Annotated in this window: 17 protein-coding genes and 3 pseudogenes; 15 read left to right on the forward strand and 5 right to left on the reverse strand. The window is 60.3% G+C overall.

What is annotated here, in order from left to right:
* Positions 1-4: 4 nt before the first annotated feature.
* Both AB2N04_RS05380 and AB2N04_RS05385 read right to left on the reverse strand, forming a co-directional pair.
* The gene (locus tag AB2N04_RS05380) at positions 5-1,027 is read right to left on the reverse strand and encodes a tetratricopeptide repeat protein (protein WP_367717545.1); all 1,023 of its coding nucleotides are present in this window, start codon (positions 1,025-1,027) and stop codon (positions 5-7) included.
* A gap of 2 nt (positions 1,028-1,029) precedes the next feature.
* Positions 1,030-1,678 (reverse strand): annotated as a pseudogene (locus AB2N04_RS05385) (thiamine phosphate synthase).
* A gap of 186 nt (positions 1,679-1,864) precedes the next feature.
* Between AB2N04_RS05385 and AB2N04_RS05390 the strand changes: the two are divergent.
* The 3 genes from AB2N04_RS05390 (at position 1,865) to AB2N04_RS05400 (ending at position 5,209) form a co-directional block, all read left to right on the forward strand.
* A complete protein-coding gene (locus AB2N04_RS05390; protein ID WP_367717546.1) occupies positions 1,865-2,638 on the forward strand; it encodes a sulfite exporter TauE/SafE family protein in 774 nt (257 codons plus the stop codon).
* A gap of 47 nt (positions 2,639-2,685) precedes the next feature.
* Positions 2,686-4,332, forward strand: a complete 1,647-nt coding sequence (locus AB2N04_RS05395; protein ID WP_367717547.1) for an acyl-CoA synthetase — start codon at positions 2,686-2,688, stop codon at positions 4,330-4,332.
* A 343-nt stretch (positions 4,333-4,675) separates the two neighbouring features.
* Complete coding sequence (locus AB2N04_RS05400) at positions 4,676-5,209, forward strand: DUF1465 family protein (RefSeq protein ID WP_367717548.1); 534 nt, start codon at positions 4,676-4,678, stop codon at positions 5,207-5,209.
* Here AB2N04_RS05400 and AB2N04_RS05405 read toward each other — a convergent pair.
* Complete coding sequence (locus tag AB2N04_RS05405; protein ID WP_367717549.1) at positions 5,184-5,930, reverse strand: sulfite exporter TauE/SafE family protein; 747 nt, start codon at positions 5,928-5,930, stop codon at positions 5,184-5,186. The two genes, AB2N04_RS05400 and AB2N04_RS05405, sit on opposite strands and share 26 nt — an antisense overlap.
* 123 nt (positions 5,931-6,053) lie before the next feature.
* On the opposite strand from AB2N04_RS05405, the gene ruvC reads away from it, so the two are divergent.
* From ruvC to pal, 9 genes and pseudogenes are all read left to right on the forward strand, one after another.
* Positions 6,054-6,569 (forward strand): crossover junction endodeoxyribonuclease RuvC, encoded by a 516-nt coding sequence (gene ruvC / locus AB2N04_RS05410; RefSeq protein WP_007007075.1) that lies wholly within the window; start codon positions 6,054-6,056, stop codon positions 6,567-6,569.
* Positions 6,566-7,186 carry a Holliday junction branch migration protein RuvA gene (gene ruvA / locus AB2N04_RS05415; RefSeq protein ID WP_367717552.1) on the forward strand — a complete coding sequence of 207 codons (621 nt, stop codon included), beginning with the start codon at positions 6,566-6,568 and terminating at the stop codon, positions 7,184-7,186. The genes ruvC and ruvA overlap by 4 nt, the downstream gene beginning before the upstream one ends.
* Before the next feature lie 55 nt (positions 7,187-7,241).
* Positions 7,242-8,288, forward strand: a complete 1,047-nt coding sequence (gene ruvB / locus AB2N04_RS05420; RefSeq protein WP_367717553.1) for a Holliday junction branch migration DNA helicase RuvB — start codon at positions 7,242-7,244, stop codon at positions 8,286-8,288.
* Positions 8,285-8,752, forward strand: a complete 468-nt coding sequence (ybgC, locus tag AB2N04_RS05425) for a tol-pal system-associated acyl-CoA thioesterase (protein ID WP_367717555.1) — start codon at positions 8,285-8,287, stop codon at positions 8,750-8,752. The genes ruvB and ybgC overlap by 4 nt, the downstream gene beginning before the upstream one ends.
* 252 nt (positions 8,753-9,004) lie before the next feature.
* Positions 9,005-9,715, forward strand: a complete 711-nt coding sequence (gene tolQ, locus AB2N04_RS05430; protein ID WP_367717557.1) for a protein TolQ — start codon at positions 9,005-9,007, stop codon at positions 9,713-9,715.
* Positions 9,716-9,724: 9 nt separating this feature from the next.
* Positions 9,725-10,180: a protein TolR gene (gene tolR, locus AB2N04_RS05435; protein WP_367717558.1), complete on the forward strand. Its 456-nt coding sequence runs from the start codon at positions 9,725-9,727 to the stop codon at positions 10,178-10,180.
* 4 nt (positions 10,181-10,184) lie between these two features.
* A complete protein-coding gene (locus AB2N04_RS05440; protein WP_367717559.1) occupies positions 10,185-11,249 on the forward strand; it encodes a hypothetical protein in 1,065 nt (354 codons plus the stop codon).
* A gap of 64 nt (positions 11,250-11,313) precedes the next feature.
* Positions 11,314-12,628, forward strand: a pseudogene (gene tolB / locus AB2N04_RS05445) (Tol-Pal system beta propeller repeat protein TolB).
* A gap of 182 nt (positions 12,629-12,810) precedes the next feature.
* Positions 12,811-13,317 carry a peptidoglycan-associated lipoprotein Pal gene (gene pal, locus AB2N04_RS05450; RefSeq protein ID WP_367717561.1) on the forward strand — a complete coding sequence of 169 codons (507 nt, stop codon included), beginning with the start codon at positions 12,811-12,813 and terminating at the stop codon, positions 13,315-13,317.
* Positions 13,318-13,397: 80 nt separating this feature from the next.
* Here pal and rpe read toward each other — a convergent pair whose 3' ends face one another.
* On the reverse strand, positions 13,398-14,069 hold the full coding sequence (gene rpe, locus AB2N04_RS05455; RefSeq protein ID WP_367717563.1) for a ribulose-phosphate 3-epimerase: 672 nt from the start codon (positions 14,067-14,069) through the stop codon (positions 13,398-13,400).
* Positions 14,070-14,135: 66 nt separating this feature from the next.
* A complete protein-coding gene (locus AB2N04_RS05460; RefSeq protein ID WP_367717564.1) occupies positions 14,136-14,834 on the reverse strand; it encodes a GntR family transcriptional regulator in 699 nt (232 codons plus the stop codon).
* 299 nt (positions 14,835-15,133) lie between these two features.
* Here AB2N04_RS05460 and AB2N04_RS05465 point away from each other — a divergent pair.
* The 3 genes and pseudogenes from AB2N04_RS05465 to AB2N04_RS05475 all read left to right on the forward strand — a co-directional run bounded on the left by AB2N04_RS05465 (position 15,134) and on the right by AB2N04_RS05475 (position 18,339).
* Positions 15,134-16,226, forward strand: a pseudogene (locus AB2N04_RS05465) (TRAP transporter substrate-binding protein).
* A gap of 56 nt (positions 16,227-16,282) precedes the next feature.
* Positions 16,283-16,792 (forward strand): TRAP transporter small permease subunit, encoded by a 510-nt coding sequence (locus AB2N04_RS05470; protein ID WP_367717566.1) that lies wholly within the window; start codon positions 16,283-16,285, stop codon positions 16,790-16,792.
* Positions 16,789-18,339: a TRAP transporter large permease subunit gene (locus AB2N04_RS05475; RefSeq protein WP_367717567.1), complete on the forward strand. Its 1,551-nt coding sequence runs from the start codon at positions 16,789-16,791 to the stop codon at positions 18,337-18,339. Before AB2N04_RS05470 ends, AB2N04_RS05475 begins: the two co-directional genes overlap by 4 nt.
* The last annotated feature ends 74 nt before the right edge of the window (positions 18,340-18,413 follow it).

Here is an 18,413-nt window from a genome sequence, read left to right on the forward strand (position 1 = left end):
AATCTCAGCGCAGGCGGTTGGCGCGCTGGATCGCTTCCTTCATTTCTTCCGGTGTAAGGCCGGCCAGATAATCCTCGTTTTCCGGGTCGATCAGCCCAGCCCGGCGCGCCGAAACATACCAGGCCGCGCCTTCGATGACATCCGGCTCGGTGCCGATGCCGGCACGGTAGAGCTTGGCAACGCGGTTCTGTGCCGCGATGTTGCCGCCTTCGGCAGCGCGTTTGAGCCACCGGAACCCCGCCTCCATGTTGGGCGGACCACCCCGCCCCTCGATCAGCCATGTGCCGAGATCGAGCTGCGCGGTATCGAAGTTCTGTCTTGCCGATCTTGCGAGCCAGGTTCTTGCAACGCCGTCGTTGATCTCTCTTCCGCCAAACCCGTTCGCATAGACCTGGGCCATCGCGTATTGAGCATCTGCAAGCCCGGCATTTGCAGCTTTTTCATAGTAACTCACCGCCCGCTTCTGGCTTTCGAAGCTGGATTGCCGGTCGAGGATCATCTGCGCGAGGTTGAACTGGGCGAGCCGGTTGCCATTGTCGGCGGCAATCTGCATCAAATCGAAGGCGCGGTCGGCATCCTTTTCGACAAACACCCCGTCGAGAAGCATCAGGGCATACTGGAACTGTGCCTCGGGAACACCCTGCTGCGCCGCCTTTGCGTACCATTCGGCAGCCTTTTTCGGGTTTTTCGGCATGCCGAGCCCACGCGCATAAATCTCTGCGACCAGTGTCTGTGCTGCCGCGTCACCCGCCTTTGCACGCGGCAGGGCGATATTGTGCGCGGTTATGTAATATCCGCGCTGGAACGCGCCATAGGCGGCATCGGGCAGCTTGCCGAACCTGTCCGGATCGACGCGGTCGATCGTCGGGGCGGAAAGAGGCCGGTCACCAGGCGGCTGAAGTCGATCGGCAAGCGGTGCTTCGGATGACGTTTCGTCCTGTGCGGCATTGCCAGCGGCAAACGCGCTTCCGGTCATGCCGTACAGGGCTGCCGCTACGACCGCTACAGGAACAACTCCGATGCGCATGCTCAGGCTCCCTCAAGCGTGGTCGCGGCCCTGTCGAGAATGGCATTCGCTTCCATGACGGCTTTCGCCGCATCGACGCTGTCGGTGAAAACGGCAGAGCCAAGTGCCACGAAATCGGCGCCGCCTGCTGCAACTTTTTCTGCGGAAGCGAGGCTTTCTCCGCCCATGACAATGCAGGGAATCTGCACCATCTCCGACCACCAGCCGCCAAGGGCCAGGTTGCGCGGGTGGGGCTCGGGCTTGTTGTCGTATCCGAAACGCCCGAAAAACAGATAGTCGGGATCCAGTTCTCCCCTTTGAAGGGCATCGTCGCGTGTCTTCACGCCTCCGGCACCGATCATCATCGTGTCGCGATATTTCTCGACGACTTCGACGAACTCATCGAATGAGCCGTCAACATGAATGCCATCGGCCTTCACTCGGGCGGCTATGCGCGGCGCACCGGCGATCATCACCGCCACGTTGCGGGATTGTGCGATGGGGGTGAGGCGCTCGGCGCGGGCCCTGAAAGCTGACTTCATCCTGCCCGTAGTCGGGAATGATGAGGGAGGCGACATCTCCGGCCGCCAGGGCGGCTTCCAGATGGGCCTCGTCATTGGCAGCTTTTTCGGGCGGCGGTGCGATCAGCACGAGGCGGCAGCGACTGGTCATTGAACATCTCCTCGACGAAACCGATCTGGCTCGTTTCTGACCCGGCATTTTGGTTTGAATGGGGCATAGACGAACCGTGGGGGGAACGACAAGGAAAATTGGAACATTGGCCGGGAGTCTCGCCAAGGCGGGCCAATGGGCATATGAGTCTCATGGCCCGTGTCCCGGGTGGTTCAGGCATTGTTGATGACGTCGCTTCTTTCCGATCCCGTTTTTTATGTTGCTGCCATTCCCGCGGTGATCCTCGTCGGGCTCTCGAAAGGCGGCTTTGGCGGCGCGATGGCGCTGCTCGGTGTGCCGATGCTCGCGCTGGTGGTTTCGCCCGTGCAGGCGGCAGCCATACTGCTGCCGATCCTGATCGTGATGGACCTCGTCTCGCTGTGGGCGTGGCGGGGCCATACGGATCGCAGGACACTGACGATCATGCTTCCCGGTGCTCTTGTGGGCATCGCCATCGGCTGGGCCACGGCGGCGGTGGTGACGGAGGGGCATGTGCGCCTGATCGTCGGTCTCGTGACGTTCGCTTTCTTTCTCCGTTGGGTGTTCGAGAAGGTGGCGGGGCGGGAGCACATTGCCAGGCAGAACCGCCCGCGCGGCACATTCTGGGGGGCGGTTGCGGGTTTCACGAGCTTCGTTGCCCATGCGGGCGGGCCGCCCTATCAGGTCTATGCACTGCCGCTGGGACACGACCCGCGCATTTATACCGGTACGAGCGTGGTGTTTTTTGCCATCGTCAATGCGGTGAAGCTTGTTCCCTATTTTGCGCTCGGGCAGTTCGACCGCTCCAATCTGACGGCTTCGCTGATCCTGATCCCGCTTGCGCCGCTGGCGACACTTGCCGGGGTCTGGATTGTCAAGCGCATGAAACCTGCCGTCTTCTACCCCTTCATGTATGTGATGGTTCTGATCGTCTCTCTGAAGCTGATGTATGACGGCGTGTCCGATCTCATGGGATGGTGACGGAACGCAGAGCCTGTGTTTAATAGATAAAAACGGGGAGGAAGTTTGTGACTGCGAATGCTTTCGAACGGGATCTCGACAGGAACCCTGCCAACCATCAGCCTCTGACACCACTCGTGTTTCTGGAGCGGGCGGCGAAAGTCTTTCCCGATGATGTGGCGATCATCCATGGCAGACAAAGGGTGACCTATGCAGAGTTCTGGGAGCGTTCGCTCCGGCTCGCCTCCGCATTGGCCGGCAACGGCATCGGCAAGGGCGATACGGTTTCTGTCATGCTCTCCAACACGCCGCCCATGCTAGAGGCGCACCATGCGGTGCCCATGACGAAGGCGGTGTTGCATTCGCTGAACACGCGGCTGGATGCGGCGGTAATCGCCTTTCAGCTTGACCATGCGGAAACGAAGGTGGTCATTGTCGATCGCGAGTTTTCCGGCGTGATGAAGGAGGCGCTGGCGCTGGCGACGGTCAAGCCGCTGGTGATCGACTATGACGATCCGGAGTATCCGGACGATGCGCCTTATCCCAAGGGCGCGCGGATCGGCAGTGAGGATTACGAGGCTTTCGTCGCTTCGGGGGATGCCGGCTTTGCCTGGTCCATGCCGGATGACGAATGGGATGCGATCGCGCTGAATTACACGTCGGGCACGACAGGCAATCCCAAGGGGGTGGTCTATCATCATCGCGGGGCGGCGCTGATGGCTTATGCAAACACGGTGCATGCGGCGCTGGCGCGCGGTTCGGTCTATCTGTGGACCCTGCCGATGTTTCACTGCAATGGCTGGTGCTTTCCCTGGACACTTGCGCTGACGGCCAGCACCCATGTGTGCCTGCGCTGGGTGCGGGCAAGGCCGATGTATGATGCGATTGCCGATCATCGCGTCACCCATCTGTGCGGGGCGCCGGTGGTGATGTCGGCGCTGCTCAACGCGCCTGAAACCGAGAAGCGGGATTTTTCACACACGGTGACGTTCAATACCGCGGCGGCGCCGCCACCCGAGACCGTGCTTTCGGCCATGGCTGAAGCGGGGTTTGCGGTGACCCATCTCTACGGGCTGACGGAAACCTATGGGCCCGCGGTGGTGAACGAGTGGAAAGGCGCGTGGGATGCGCTCGACGGTGCGGCGCAGGCCGCACGCAAGGCGCGGCAGGGCGTGCGCTATGCGGCGCTTGAGGGGCTTGCCGTGATGGATCCCGAGACGATGACCGAAACGCCACATGATGGTGAGACCATCGGTGAGGTGATGTTTCGCGGCAATATCGTCATGAAGGGGTATCTGAAAAACAAGCAGGCGACGGATGAGGCTTTTGCCGGCGGGTGGTTCCACTCAGGCGATCTGGGAGTGATGCATCCCGACGGCTATATTCAGCTCAAGGACCGGTCCAAGGACATCATCATCTCCGGTGGCGAGAACATTTCTTCCATCGAGGTGGAGGACGCGCTTTACAAGCACCCCGCTGTCGCTGCCTGCGGGGTGGTGGCGAAGGCGGACGAAAAATGGGGCGAGACGCCCGTCGCCTTCGTGGAGCTGAAACCGGGAAGTACGGTGAGCGCAGACGAGATCATCGCGCATTGCCGTTCACTGCTGGCGCGTTTCAAATGTCCAAAAACCGTTGTTTTTGCGGAAATTCCCAAGACATCTACCGGAAAAATCCAGAAATTCCGGCTGCGGGAGCAGGCGAGGGACATGTCGTGAAGGGGGCAGTTGAACAGTATTCTATTCAAGGGCGCGCAGGGTCGTTAACCCTCCATTAAGCTTTACATGCGTTTACTGTGGGTATCCAGATTTCTGGATTCTTACTGAGTGGCTGGAGCCATTCTGTTTGACGCCTCCCTGTTTAAACTCCTGAGAGCCGCCTTTGCGGCTCTTTTTTTTGACCAATTTGACCATTAACCCTCTGTTAAGGAAGAACTTGCCAACAGCTGTGCACAAGCCCATCTTTGAGCGGAGTGCCGGCATTGAGACTCAGGCGCACTTGTGATTGAACGCATCAACCGGCGGTGGCCGGAATTATCGTATCTGGTGGGGCGTAGGCACAATGATTGAAAACGGGAACGGTCGCGCGACCACGATCAAGCTGGCCGAGCATCGCGTGTTCTCGGATTCCTTCAAGCCTCTCTACAATCAGGGAATGAGCCTGGTGGAAGAGGCGGCGGAGTATCTGGACGGGGATGGACGCGCCGAGGCGAAACATCTGTCCCGGGCCGGTGCCGCGCTTTATGCCGCCGAGTCCATGCGTCTGACGACACGTCTCATGCAGCTCGCCTCCTGGCTTCTTTTGCAGCGGGCCGCCAATTCCGGCGAAATGACCCGTGATCAGGTGGCGGCGGAGAAATCCAAGGTGCGCCTCGACACACACTCCCCGCAGGAGCAGGCAACGGGCTGGGCGGATCTCCCTGAAAAGTTCCAGAGCCTCGTCATACGCTCCATGCGTCTTCAGGACCTGGTTCGCCGGATGGACGAAGAGATCTATGGCGGAACGACAGTGCGGAACGAAGACGCAGAGCCGCTGACCGGCAATCCCGTTTTCGAACAGATCACCCTGCTCAAAACGGCGTTTGGGCACCGCTGACCAGCCAACGAAACGCCAGCTCGGTCAGTGGCAGTGCAACCAGTGCGGAAGCCACGATGAGCATGAAGGCGAGGCGGCGGTAGGCCGTTTCGCTGGCGATTCCGTAGAGCTTTGTGCCAACGGCCAGACTTGCCACATAGGGCGGGATCATCAGGATCCCGAGAGTGACGCGTGTCTGATCGAACAGGCCTGCGAGCCACAGATTGCCGGCCGAAAACACTTCTGAAATGAGAAAGAGTGTCATCAGGTTGGCGCGCACGACGGCAACCGGCAGACTGGATGCCATCCAGTAGATGATGACCGGTGGACCGGGTATGGCAGCGATGCCCGACAGGGTTCCGGCAATTCCGCCGACACCGAATGAAACGGGAAACCCGCGCGGCCCGTGGTAGCGCCAGCCACTGCGCAGGGTGAGGGCGCACGCAAGAATGACAATGCTGATGACCCAACGCAGCGTGGTCTCGTCGCCGTTCTTGAGAATATAGACGCCGAGAGGGACGAACAGTGCCAGCCCGGCGAGCACGGGCAGCACCTCTCGCCAGCGGGCAAGCTTCACAACCGGAAGTGCGACGGGCAGTGTTGGCAGCGAATCGATGATGACCAGCAGCACCACTGCCGTTACGGGATCGTAGAGCGCGCCGGCGATCGGAGCGACGATCAGGCCGGTTCCAAAGCCTGACAGTCCGCGCACGACCCCGGCCACCAGAACGGTGGCTGTCAACAGGGCGAGGCTCAGGTCGAACTCGGGCAGTGTTCCGCTCCGTTTTGGTATTCTGAAATGCGGGTTTCATCACGCGTGTTGCTTGCGCGTGGCAATGGGCCTGCCCACGGCTATGTTAGTGCCATGAACACACCGATTCGCATTCTTGGCATCGACCCCGGGCTTCGGCGCACGGGCTGGGCCATCATCGATGCACAGGGCAATTCCCTGCGCTTTGTGGGGGCCGGGACCGTGACGTCCGATGGCAAGGCCGACCTCGCCTCGAGGCTCTGTCAGTTGCATGACGGGCTGGACGCCATTCTGCATGACCACCGCCCGGATGAAGCGGCGGTGGAAGCGACGTTCGTAAACAAGGATGCTTCCGCAACGCTGAAGCTCGGGCAGGCGCGGGGCATTGCCATGCTGGTGCCGGCGCGAGCCGGTCTGCCGGTGGCCGAATATGCCCCAAACGCGGTAAAAAAGACCGTGATCGGAGTCGGCCACGGCGACAAGAAACAGATCCACATGATGGTAAAGGTGCTGATGCCGAAGGCGCGCTTCGACACGGATGATGCGGCGGATGCCATTGCCATCGCCATTTGTCACGCCCATCACCGGCAATCCGCCACCTCCCGACTGGCCATGGAAGCACTCAAATGATCGGTAAACTGAAGGGCATCATCGACGAGATTGCCGAAGATCACTGCATCATCGATGTGGGGGGCGTCGGTTATGTCGCCTATTGTCCGGCACGCACGCTGGCGGCGCTCGATGGCGAGGGGACGGCGGTAACGCTGTTCATCGAGACCTATGTGCGCGAAGACATGATCCGGCTCTACGGGTTCCGCACCGCACTGGAACGCGAATGGTTCCGCCTCTTGCAGAACAATGTGCAGGGTGTTGGTGCCAAGGTGGCGCTTTCGGTGCTTTCGACACTTTCGGCTTCGGAACTGGCCAATGCGATCGCGCTGAAGGATGCAGCCACCGTGGCACGCGCGCCGGGCGTGGGCAAAAAGGTTGCAGAGCGTATCGTGACCGAATTGAAGAGCAAGGCGCCCGCCTATGCCGGAGAGGCGACCGGCACGATCGGGCTGAAGCAGGAGCTGGGTGAGGGCGCTGCACCGGCACCGGTGTCCGATGCGGTATCGGCGCTCTCCAATCTCGGCTATTCGCGCGATGTCGCGGCGAACGCGGTTGCCGCCGCGATGAAGGCGGCGGGTGAGGACGCGGATGCCGGCACGCTTATCAGGCTTGGCCTGAAGGAACTGGCGCGTTAGTCAGGGCGATGTTTGCCCTTCGGGCCTCTGGTGGTTGTGAAATGGAAACCTGCGAATGACGGATGGCGAGAGGCTGATTGCAGCCGACAAGCGCGGTGAGGATCTGGACTCGACGATGCGTCCGCAGTCGCTGGATGACTTCGTCGGGCAGAAAGCGGCGCGCGCCAATCTGAAAGTGTTCATTGAGGCAGCACGCGGTCGCGGAGAAGCACTGGACCACGTTCTGTTTGTTGGCCCGCCCGGCCTTGGCAAGACCACGCTGGCGCAGATCATGGCGCGCGAACTGGGCGTGAATTTCCGCTCCACTTCCGGCCCTGTGATTGCCAAGGCAGGCGATCTGGCCGCGCTTTTGACCAATCTCGAAGAGCGCGATGTGCTCTTCATCGATGAAATCCACCGGCTGAACCCGGCAGTGGAGGAAATCCTCTATCCGGCGATGGAGGATTTTCAGCTCGACCTGATCATCGGTGAAGGGCCGGCGGCCCGTTCAGTGAAGATCGACCTTGCAAAATTCACGCTGGTGGCGGCGACAACGCGCCTTGGCCTTTTGACGACACCGCTGCGCGACCGTTTCGGCATTCCGGTGCGGCTCGATTTCTACACGGTTGACGAACTGCAGTCGATCGTGACGCGCGGCTCTCGGATCCTTGGTCTGCCGCTGGCGGCAGACGGTGCCGAGGAAATCGCGCGAAGGGCGCGGGGGACGCCACGCATTGCCGGACGCCTTTTGCGCCGGGTGCGGGATTTCGCCACCGTGGCGGGTGCGAGCGAGGTGACGCGGAAAGTTGCCGACGAAGCGCTTTCGCGACTGGAAGTGGATGCGCTCGGTCTCGATCAGCTCGACCGGCGCTACCTTACCATGATCGTGGAGAATTTTGGCGGTGGCCCGGTGGGCATCGAGACGATAGCGGCTGCACTGTCGGAACCACGCGACGCAATCGAGGACATCATCGAGCCCTATCTGATCCAGCAGGGTTTCATCCAGCGCACACCGCGCGGGCGTGTCCTTGCTGCAAGGGCGTGGCGCCACATGGGGCTCCAGCCGCCGAAGGAACTCGCGGAAGCGCAGATCAGCCTTTTTCAGCAGGGGGAAGGCGAATGACGACCGGTGGGGGCGAAGACCTGACGGTCGGGCTTTCGGGTGAACTGACCGATTTCGGCCATCGGCTCGTTGCGCGTGTCTATTTCGCCGATACGGATTTCACCGGCGTTGTCTATCATGCGCGCTATCTGGAATTCCTAGAGCGGGGCCGTTCGGACTTCCTGCGGCTTGCGGGCGTGCATCACACGGAACTCGCTGACGGCAAGCATGGCGAGGTGCTTTCCTGGGTGGTGCGTCGAATGGAGATCGATTTTCGCCAGCCTGCCCGTGTGGACGACATTGTGACGGTGGAAACACGGACAGAGGCGATATCCGGCGCGCGCATTCAGATGGCGCAACGGCTCTTGCGGGGCGAGAACGTGCTGGTGGAGGCGAAAGTGGAAGCGGCGATCATAGGAGCCACGGGCCGGCCGAGGCGCTTTCCAAAAGAATGGATTGCGGCTTTCAAGCCGAGGAACACTTAACAGCTCCATCTTCTCCTCGGATGGAGCGTTGCCGTGTTTTCCTAACGCTTAATTAACCATAACGGTTCATGAAGAAAATCATGAAATCCGTAGCGAATCCGTACGCCTTCCTTTCACCAAAATTTACCGGATAAAGGGGCGTTGAAACATCTTGCGGGGACGCCTCGGTTTGAACGAAGGCAACGGCACGCAAGCAGGGGCGGGTCCAAAGCAGAGATGTGCGCCGCCCTGATCTTAAGAGGATGTTGATCCATGGAAAGTGTTACGCTCGCCGCACCTGGTGGGGAGTTGTCGATCTGGGCGTTGTTCTGGCAGGCCGGCTGGGTGGTCAAGCTGGTGATGATCGGTCTGCTGGTGGCATCGGTTTGGACCTGGGCGATCATCGTCGACAAGCTGATTGCCTATGCCCGCATGCGTTCAGCGCTCAATCGTTTTGAGAAGACATTCTGGTCCGGGCAGTCTCTGGAAGAGCTTTATCGAGCACTTTCCGAACGCAAGACCACGGGCATGGGTTCGATTTTCGTGGCGGCCATGCGGGAATGGAAGAAGAGCTTCGAGAAAGGCGCGCGCTCGCCGATCGGCTTGCAGACGCGCATCGACAAGGCGATGGACCTGGCACTGACGCGCGAGATGGAGCGGCTGGAGAGCCGACTCGGCTTCCTTGCCTCCATCGGTTCGGCGGCCCCTTTTATCGGTCTGTTCGGCACGGTGGTCGGCATCATGACCTCGTTCCAGGCGATTGCGGGCTCCAAGTCCACCAACCTGGCAGTTGTTGCGCCGGGTATCGCTGAGGCTCTTCTGGCCACGGCCATCGGTCTTCTGGCCGCCATTCCCGCAGTTATCGCATACAACAAGCTGTCATCGGACGCGGGCAAGCTTGCCGGCCGGATGGAGGGCTTTGCAGACGAGTTTTCGACCATCCTGTCGCGGCAGATCGACGAGAAAGTCGCGAAGGCGGCCTAGGAGCACACAATGGGTATGTCAGTCGGTTCTGCGGGGGGAAGGAACGGGCGTCGTCGCGGTCGTCGCGGCTCGCGCTCGGGGCTTATCTCCGAAATCAACGTGACGCCCTTCGTGGACGTGATGCTGGTGCTGCTGATCATCTTCATGGTGGCGGCGCCGCTGTTAACGGTGGGTGTTCCGATCGATCTTCCCGAGACGCAGGCCAAGGCTCTGAACTCCGAGACGCAGCCGATCACGGTTTCGGTCAACAATGACGGCCAGATCTATCTGCAGGAGACGGAGGTTCCTATCGAAGAAGTGGTGCCGAAGCTGCAGGCGATTGCGCGCTCGGGCTATGACGAGCGTATCTATGTGCGCGGTGATCGCGCGGCGGACTATGGCACGGTGATGCGTGTGATGGCGCGTATTTCGGCGGCCGGATACCGCAATCTCGGTCTTGTCACCCTGCAGGAAGAAGGCAATTGACCGAATGAAGGCGGGTCTCGTCATATCGGCGACCATGCATGCTGCGATCCTGGGATTCGGCCTGGTTTCGCTGTCGGCGCCGCGCGCCTTCGAGGTAACGGATGTTGAATCGCTGCCTGTCGATATCATTCCCATCGAAACGATGACGCAGATGCAGGAAGGCGACAAGAAGGCCGAGCTTTCCGAAAAACCGGCTCCGAAGCCGACCAAACGACCCGACCCGGTGGAGAACGCACAAAACACCGGCGACAACGATGTTGACCTCAAGACGCCGCCGACGCCCGAGCCGCGCAATCGCGAGGTGGAAAAGACTGCCGAGCCGCCGCCTGCGCCCAAGCCCGCACCCAAGCCGGATCCCGAACCCGAACCGGAACCACAGCAGGCCGCCGCCGAGCCGACGCCGGTGCCGGCGACCGAGGTGCGGCCCGAACCACAGCCAAAGCAGGAAGTGAAGCCGGACCCCGCCCCTGAAGAGGCGACGGTGGCTGAAGCCCCGCAGGCCGCGGAGAGCCTTGCGTTGCCAGACAGCGCGCCGGTGCCGCAGACCCGGCCGCAGCCGCCGAAGGCGAGCACGGCCAAGGCGCCTGAGCGCAAGGATGCGGACAAGCCGGCGCAGAAAGCTGCCTCGAAGCCGAAGTCTCAGAAGTCCGACGAGCTTTTCGATGAGGTTGCCGCGTTGCTGAACAAGGACAAGGCTTCCGGCGGTGGCGCGAAGCGCTCGCAGGAACAGGCCTCGCTCGGGGGCAGCCGCAACACGCCGGGCGAGAAGCTCTCTCAAAGCGAGATGGATGCACTGCGCGGCCAGATCCAGCGGTGCTGGAATGTGCCGGCGGGCGCACTGGATGCGGAGAATCTCAAGGTTTCCGTTCAGATGAAGCTCGACCCGAGCGGGAACATCGAGGGCAGTCCGCGCATTATTGCCGGTGGCACCGGGACCATGGTGGAACGCGCAGCCGCGGAATCCGCGCGCCGTGCGGTTCTGCAATGCGCTCCCTACAATCTGCCGGCGGCGAAATACGACACCTGGTCCGAAGTCATCGTCCACTTCGATCCCAGCGACATGTTTTAACCCGGGCACCATCGGCAGGGCGGTGGGGGCTAGAGCCTAACCAGAATGGGAGAGGCAGGAGCAAATGCAGATGATCATGAGAGCGACCTTTCTGATCGCGACGCTGGTTGCGGGACTGGGCGTTGCGGTGCTGCCGGCAAGGGCGGTGGTGGAAATCGACATCAACAAGGGCGTGGTGGAGCCGCTGCCGATCGCCATTACAGAGTTCATTTCCGCCGACGGCAAGGGCGCAGAGATCAGCGGTGTGATCGAAGCCGACCTGCGGCGTTCCGGCCTGTTCGCGCCCATCGAGAAGGGCGCCTTCATCGAGAAGATCTCCAATCCGGATGCGGCGCCGCGTTTTGAAGACTGGACCGTAATCAACGCCCAGGCTCTGGTCACCGGCAAGGTTTCGGAGACCTCTGACGGACGCCTGCGGGCAGAATTCCGGCTTTGGGATACCTATGCGGGGCAGCAGCTTGTCGGCGAACAGTTTTTCACCAGCAAGGACAAGTGGCGCCGTGTGGCGCACATCATTGCCGATGCCATCTACCAGCGCCTGACCGGTGAGAGCGGCTATTTCGACACGCGCATCGTCTATGTGGATGAATCCGGCCCACGCAACAACCGCGTGAAGCGGCTTGCGATCATGGATCAGGATGGGGCGAACCATCGCTTCCTGACGGATGGCCGCTCGATCGTTCTGACCCCGCGCTTCTCGCCGACGCGACAGGAAATCACCTACATGTCCTATGAGGGCGGGCAGCCGCAGGTCTACCTGTTGCAGCTTGAGACCGGCCAGCGCGAGCTTGTCGGCAATTTTCCGGGCATGACCTTTGCGCCGCGTTTCTCTCCCAATGGCCAGCGGATCGTGATGAGCCTTCTGCGCGATGACGGCAACTCCAACATATTCGCCATGGACCTGAGAAGCCGCAACACGACACGTCTGACGACTTCAAATGCGATTGACACCTCGCCTTCCTATTCTCCGGACGGCTCGCAGATCGTGTTCACTTCGGATCGCGGCGGACGGGCGCAGATCTATGTGATGAGTGCGACTGGCGGGGATGCGAAGCGCATTTCCTTTGGCAACGGAACCTATTCGACGCCGGTGTGGTCGCCACGCGGCGATCTGATCGCCTTCACCAAGCAGACGGGCGGCGAGTTTCAGATTGGTGTCATGCGCACGGACGGTTCGGGTGAACGGATCCTTTCGACGGGCTTCCTGCAGGAAGGGCCCACCTGGGCGCCGAACGGTCGTGTGATCATGTTCTTCCGCCAGCCGGCAGGTTCGGCCGGACCGCAGCTCTATTCGATCGATCTGACGGGCCGCAACGAGCAGAAAATCCCGACCGCCAACTACGGTTCGGACCCGGCCCTGGTCGCCATTGCTGGAATAAGGCCACGGCACAACCTGCCGGTTTCGCCGTGTTTCCGCCGTATTTTAAGCTAGTTTGCGCGAAATAACGGTTTTGATAAGTCTCGAAAAGTTTTCGTTAACTGCGTTTGTTGAGGGGTCCTTAACGGCAACGTGGTTACTGATCGTTGAATGAAATTTCTCTAATCTGAAGGAGAGGTGGCAATGCTGTCGATTGCAGCTATCGCCAAACACCCGGTTAGCATCGCTCTTGTTGCGGCACTTGCACTGGCTGGCTGTGCCAACAAGCAGGTGCCCAACAATGCAGCCGACATCGGCCTGGGAAGCGGTGCCGGGGGCGCTCCCGGATCGCAGCAGGAGTTCACCGTAAGCGTGGGCGACCGGATTTTCTTTGACCTCGATTCGTCCGTGATCCGCGCAGATGCGCAGCAGGTGCTGACGCGGCAGGCGCAGTGGCTGAACAAATACACGAATTATTCCATTACCGTGGAAGGCCATGCCGACGAACGCGGCACCCGTGAGTACAACCTTGCGCTCGGTGCACGCCGCGCGGCTTCGGCCCGTGACTTCCTTGTTTCTCGTGGCGTTGCGGCCAACCGCATTCGCACGATCTCTTATGGCAAGGAACGCCCGGTAGCGACCTGTGACGACATTTCCTGCTGGTCGCAGAACCGCCGTGCCGTGACAGTGCTGAACGGCGGCAGTAGCTAACAGCCTTTGCCCGCATTCAGGAATGAAGCCGTGCCGACGATGTCGGCGCGGCTTTTTCATTGCATCAAACGGAACAGAAATCAGCCGTCTGCGGCTTTACGGATCGCGGCGATGTTTTTTGCGTAGGCAGCTTCCCCGCCCCCCTGGAATACGGAGGAGCCAGCCACAAGAACATTTGCACCGGCAGCCACGAGCGGGCCTGCCGTTTCCGGAGAGACAGCGCCATCGATCTCGATATCGATCGGCCGGTTGCCGATCATGGCCTTGATGCGCCGCACCTTCTCCACAATCGATGGAATGAAGGCCTGACCACCAAAGCCCGGATTGACGGTCATCTGGAGAACGACATCAACATTGTCCAGAACGTATTCTATGACGTTTTCGGGCGTTGAGGGATTGAGCGCAACACCGGCCTTCTTGCCAAGATTGCGAATGGACTGCAGGGAGCGGTGCAGGTGTGGCCCAGCCTCCGCATGGACCGTAATGATGTCACAGCCGGCTTCGGCAAAAGCTGCCAGAAAGGGGTCTGCCGGGGTGATCATCAGATGGCAATCGAACACCTTCTCGGTGCGATCGCGAATGGATTTGATGATGGGTGTTCCGAAGGTGATGTTGGGCACGAAATGACCGTCCATGACGTCGATATGGATCCAGTCGGCACCGGCTCGGACAACGGACTCAACCTCCTCTCCCAGGCGTGAAAAATCGGAAGCAAGGATTGAAGGGGCGATAAGCGTTTTGCGCTCGGTCATTGCGATTTTCCGGAATGATGGGACTGCTTCTGCCCTAACGCCTTCACCCTGGCTTGTCGAGGTCTCTTACAAATGGGCCACCATGCGATGCGAGCAGGGATGGACGAGATGAGCGAGCGTAATAGGGTCACCTCTGGTCCAGGTGATCCGCTCTCCAATAAAGACGGGGTCTCCCTCGCGGATGTCCAGAATCGCAGCCTCGTCCACCGTGGCTGCGCCCGCCATGAACGTGAATTCGGCATTTGAGAAAGGGGTGTGCCCGGTGAGCCATTCATTGGGCCCTGCAGTCCTGAAATCGGCCCTGCGGGCCTCCGGAACGGATTTAAGATTGATCCAGCGCACTTCGTACTGATACGGATCGCCGTCTGCTAGGTGCAGGCATCTTATATGCAGCATGGGCGATTTCGACAGCAGGCCAAGTCGCGCGCGTACAGCTTGCGGGGCGACGCGTTCCTCGCTGCCCAGCAGACGATAGCCATAATCGCATCCACGGCTTTCGATCTCCTGTCGGGTGCGAGGGATGGCGAAACGTACTTCGCGGACGGGATGAAGAGCCACACGGGTGCCGGCGCGGCGTTTGCGTTCGAGAATGCCGGCGCGTGCCAGCTCCTGCAATGCACGGTTCACGGTGGCCCGGGCAGCACCAAACTCCTGCGCCAGGGCCTCCTCGCCCGGGATCTGAGATCCCGGTAGCCAGACCCCCTCGGCGATACGCCGGGAAAGCTCGTCGCGGATGGTGCGGAATGAGGCGCGCTCGCTGCTCACTGGACCCCCTTTACGGATTGTTGGTCTGTGCTTGCTGCCAATTGCCTAATGCAGGTTGGACATGGTCTTATACGTGCCGTGCAGTGCATTGGATCACATTTGCGGTGCCAACCTCTGTCCCGTGGCAACCGCCTGCTCTGATGTGGCCATATGGTATGCCTGCCTGAAAACCCGGTCTATAGCGTGAGAACTGACCCAGCCTCACAACCGGGACATTGCAAATGGGCCGGGGCACAATAAACTTGCGGCAGAAGCAAATTCCGGGAAATTATCAACGGATAAAAAAGAGGGGTTCCACGATGAAAAGACGTCATTTCCTGAAAGCGGCTGGCATTGCCGGTATGGCCGGAAGTCTTGCAACTCCCGCCATTGCCCAGGACAAGATCACATGGAAAATGGTCACGGCCCTGGCCGAAGAACCTGCCGGGACCAGGTGTGGCGGCGCAGATGCTGGCCGACCGGATTACCGCTCTGTCCGGGGGCAGGCTTGAGGTTAAGCTCTACGCTGCAGGCGAACTGGTGCCGGGCAATGGTGTGTTTGATGCCGTTTCGGAAGGCACGGCCGAACTTTACCATGCCGTTCCTGCCTATTGGGGCTCCAAGTCGCGTGGCATCCTGCTTTTCGGCTCGCAGCCTTTCGGTTTACGCGCCGACGAACAGCTCGGTTGGTTGATCCACGGCGGGGGGCAGGCGCTCTATGATGAGATGTATGGCCGCTTTGGGCTGAAACCCTTCCTTTGCGGCAATTCCGGCCCCCAGTGGCAGGGCTGGTTCCGCAACGAGATCAATTCCGTCGACGACCTCAAGGGCCTGCGCTTCCGGACCACGGGGCTTGCCTCGGAAATGTGTGCCAAGCTCGGCATGGCGGTGCAGGCCATGGGCGGGGGCGACATGTTTCAGGGGCTGCAATCAGGCACGATCGATGCCGGCGAGTTCATCGGCCCGTGGACGGATTCCGCGCTGGGTTTCTACCAGGTGGCCAAGAACTACTATTGGCCGGGTGTCGGCGAACCGTCTTCGGCGGAGGAATGCGCGGTGAACAAGGCGGCCTATGACGCGCTGCCCGAAGACCTGCAGCAGGCCGTCGCCTATGCCTGTGAATCGCTCTACAATCCAGTTTGGACGGAATACACGACCAAACATGCAGCCGCGTTGAAACAGCTTGTGGCCGAGCAGGATGTGCAGGTGAAGCAGCTACCCGAGGATGTGATTGTCGCCATGGGCAATGCAGCAGGTGAAGTGATCGCCGAGCTGCGTGAAGACGAGGACGAACTCGTGAAGCGTATCGTGGAGAGTTTCCTCGAGTATCGGGCCGGCATTGCCGAATACATGGTCTATGCAGACAACGGGCAGATGAATGCCCGCGCGCTCGACTACTCCTATGATGGCTGACACGATTGACGGGTCGGGCATTCCAGCCCGGCCTTTTTTCTCAGGGAACGCCCGGCATGCTGGTGCTCGCGGACAGACTTGACTGGATAAACCGGGCCGTGGGGATGGTGGTTCGCTGGCTTGCGCTCGCCATGGTTCTCGTTCAGTTCGGGACGGTGATCCTGCGTTATGTTTATGGCATCAGCTTCATTTTCCTGAACGAGACCGTGCTTTATCTGCACTCCACGCTTTTCATGCTGGCAGCGGGCTATACGCTTCTGATTGATGGTCACGTGCGCGTCGATATTTTCTACGGCCTGTTCGGTCGCCGGGGAAAGGCGCGCATTGACATTTTCGGTGCGCTTCTCTTCCTGTTGCCGTCCATCTTCATGATCGGCTGGTTTTCCTGGCCCTCGGTGCGCAATTCATGGGCAATCATGGAGGGTGCGATTTCCGTTGGCGGGATTCCGGCCTCGTTCCTTCTCAAATCGCTTATTCCGGCATTTTGTGTGCTGCTTATCATTCAGGGGATTGCCTGCATTCTGCGTGACATTTCGCGCCTTCGTGAAGAAAAACCCGCAGCATGACCTTACCCCTCGACATTCTCATGTTTGCAGCGCTGATAGCTGCGATCCTGATCGGTTATCCCGTTTCTTTCATGCTGGCGGGCACGGCTGCGATCTTTGCTTTCCTGGGCTGGACGACAGGACAGTTCGACGTGGGGCTGCTCGGGGCACTGGGCCAGCGCGTGTTTGGCACCCTGACCAACGACGTGCTGATCGCGATACCTCTTTTCGTCTTCATGGGCGTGGTGCTTGAAAAGAGCCGTATCGCCGAGGAGCTGCTTGAAACGATGGGCCGGCTTTTCGGTGGCCTGCGCGGAGGGCTCGGGGTTTCCGTAGTGCTGGTCGGGGCGCTGCTCGCCGCCTCCACCGGCATTGTCGGCGCCACGGTGGTGGCGATGGGGCTGATCGCGCTGCCGACCATGGTGCGCAATGGCTATGATCCGAAACTCGCTTCCGGCGTGGTGTGTACCGCCGGGACGCTGGGTCAGATCATTCCGCCTTCCACCCTTCTCATCATCCTTTCTGACGTGATGTCCACGGCCTATCAGCAGGCTCAGTACGAGCAGGGCAAATTCAGCATCGAGACGATTTCGGTGGGGCAGGTGTTTGCCGCTGCGCTTTTACCGGGGTTTACACTGGTGGCTGTCTATATCGCCTATCTGATGACGCGGGCGGCGCTGAAACCGGAGACCGCGCCAGCACTGATGGAAGCCGGCTCCAGGCCAAGCTGGAAGGAGGTGCAGCGCGCGGTGGTTCCGCCGGTTCTTCTTATCGTCGCCGTTTTGGGCTCTATCCTTGGTGGCATTGCTACGCCGAGTGAGGCAGCGAGTGTGGGGGCAGTCGGTGCGCTGCTGCTTGCCGGGGTTCGCAGTGCCGGCAATGGAGGCTTGATTGTGCTGGGTGCGGCGGCACTTGGCGCTGTCGCGGTGCTGGCGGGGCTATTTCCAGTGCGTTTGCAGCGCAGCGATGCAGGGGGCTTCGAGTGGGGAATGGCAGCGCTGACGACAGGTCTATTGATGATCGGCGTCATTGCCATTGCGATTTCGATCGGACGGGCGCGCAGGCGGGGCATTCTCACCCCGATTGTGACGTCTACCATGACGGTGACGGCGATGATTTTTGCTACGATTCTGACGGCGAGTGTCTTCTCTCTCGTGTTTCGTGGGTTGGGCGGCGATGCGCGTGTGGAAGAGATACTCCATTCGATGCCAGGCGGGCCACAAGGTGCACTCATCTTCGTTATGGCGATGATTTTCGTGCTCGGATTTTTTCTGGATTTCGTGGAAATTTCGGTGATTGTTTTGCCGCTGGTCGCGCCGATCCTGATTCTGATGGGACATGACCCGCTCTGGCTTTCAATACTGATAGCCATCAACTTGCAGACCTCGTTTCTGACACCGCCATTCGGTTTTTCGCTTTTCTATCTGCGAGCGGCGGCGGCGAAAGAAATCACGACGGGGCAGATCTACCGCGGTGTCATCCCGTTCATTGTTCTCCAGATTGTGGGCATGGCGGTGATCTGGCTGGTGCCTTCGATATCGACCTGGCTTCCACGAAATATCTTCTAGGGTCAGGACCTGCACAAGTGTTGATCCAGATCGCCGAGTACGGGCCACTATAGCTTGACAAGCGGTGGCTTGAT

It is taken from the genome of Nitratireductor sp. GISD-1A_MAKvit (assembly GCF_040819555.1).
In the GTDB taxonomy this organism is placed as follows: Bacteria; Pseudomonadota; Alphaproteobacteria; order Rhizobiales; family Rhizobiaceae; genus Nitratireductor.

What these genes read in the sequence shown, in the direction of transcription:
- AB2N04_RS05380 (WP_367717545.1), bottom strand. Translation starts at nt 1,027, where the DNA reads ATGCGCATCGGAGTTGTTCCTGTAGCGGTCGTAGCGGCAGCCCTGTAC.
- AB2N04_RS05390 (WP_367717546.1), top strand. Translation starts at nt 1,865, where the DNA reads ATGACGTCGCTTCTTTCCGATCCCGTTTTTTATGTTGCTGCCATTCCC.
- AB2N04_RS05400 (WP_367717548.1), top strand. Translation starts at nt 4,676, where the DNA reads ATGATTGAAAACGGGAACGGTCGCGCGACCACGATCAAGCTGGCCGAG.
- ruvC (WP_007007075.1), top strand. Translation starts at nt 6,054, where the DNA reads ATGAACACACCGATTCGCATTCTTGGCATCGACCCCGGGCTTCGGCGC.
- ruvA (WP_367717552.1), top strand. Translation starts at nt 6,566, where the DNA reads ATGATCGGTAAACTGAAGGGCATCATCGACGAGATTGCCGAAGATCAC.
- ruvB (WP_367717553.1), top strand. Translation starts at nt 7,242, where the DNA reads ATGACGGATGGCGAGAGGCTGATTGCAGCCGACAAGCGCGGTGAGGAT.
- ybgC (WP_367717555.1), top strand. Translation starts at nt 8,285, where the DNA reads ATGACGACCGGTGGGGGCGAAGACCTGACGGTCGGGCTTTCGGGTGAA.
- tolQ (WP_367717557.1), top strand. Translation starts at nt 9,005, where the DNA reads ATGGAAAGTGTTACGCTCGCCGCACCTGGTGGGGAGTTGTCGATCTGG.
- tolR (WP_367717558.1), top strand. Translation starts at nt 9,725, where the DNA reads ATGGGTATGTCAGTCGGTTCTGCGGGGGGAAGGAACGGGCGTCGTCGC.
- AB2N04_RS05440 (WP_367717559.1), top strand. Translation starts at nt 10,185, where the DNA reads ATGAAGGCGGGTCTCGTCATATCGGCGACCATGCATGCTGCGATCCTG.
- pal (WP_367717561.1), top strand. Translation starts at nt 12,811, where the DNA reads ATGCTGTCGATTGCAGCTATCGCCAAACACCCGGTTAGCATCGCTCTT.
- rpe (WP_367717563.1), bottom strand. Translation starts at nt 14,069, where the DNA reads ATGACCGAGCGCAAAACGCTTATCGCCCCTTCAATCCTTGCTTCCGAT.
- AB2N04_RS05470 (WP_367717566.1), top strand. Translation starts at nt 16,283, where the DNA reads ATGCTGGTGCTCGCGGACAGACTTGACTGGATAAACCGGGCCGTGGGG.
- AB2N04_RS05475 (WP_367717567.1), top strand. Translation starts at nt 16,789, where the DNA reads ATGACCTTACCCCTCGACATTCTCATGTTTGCAGCGCTGATAGCTGCG.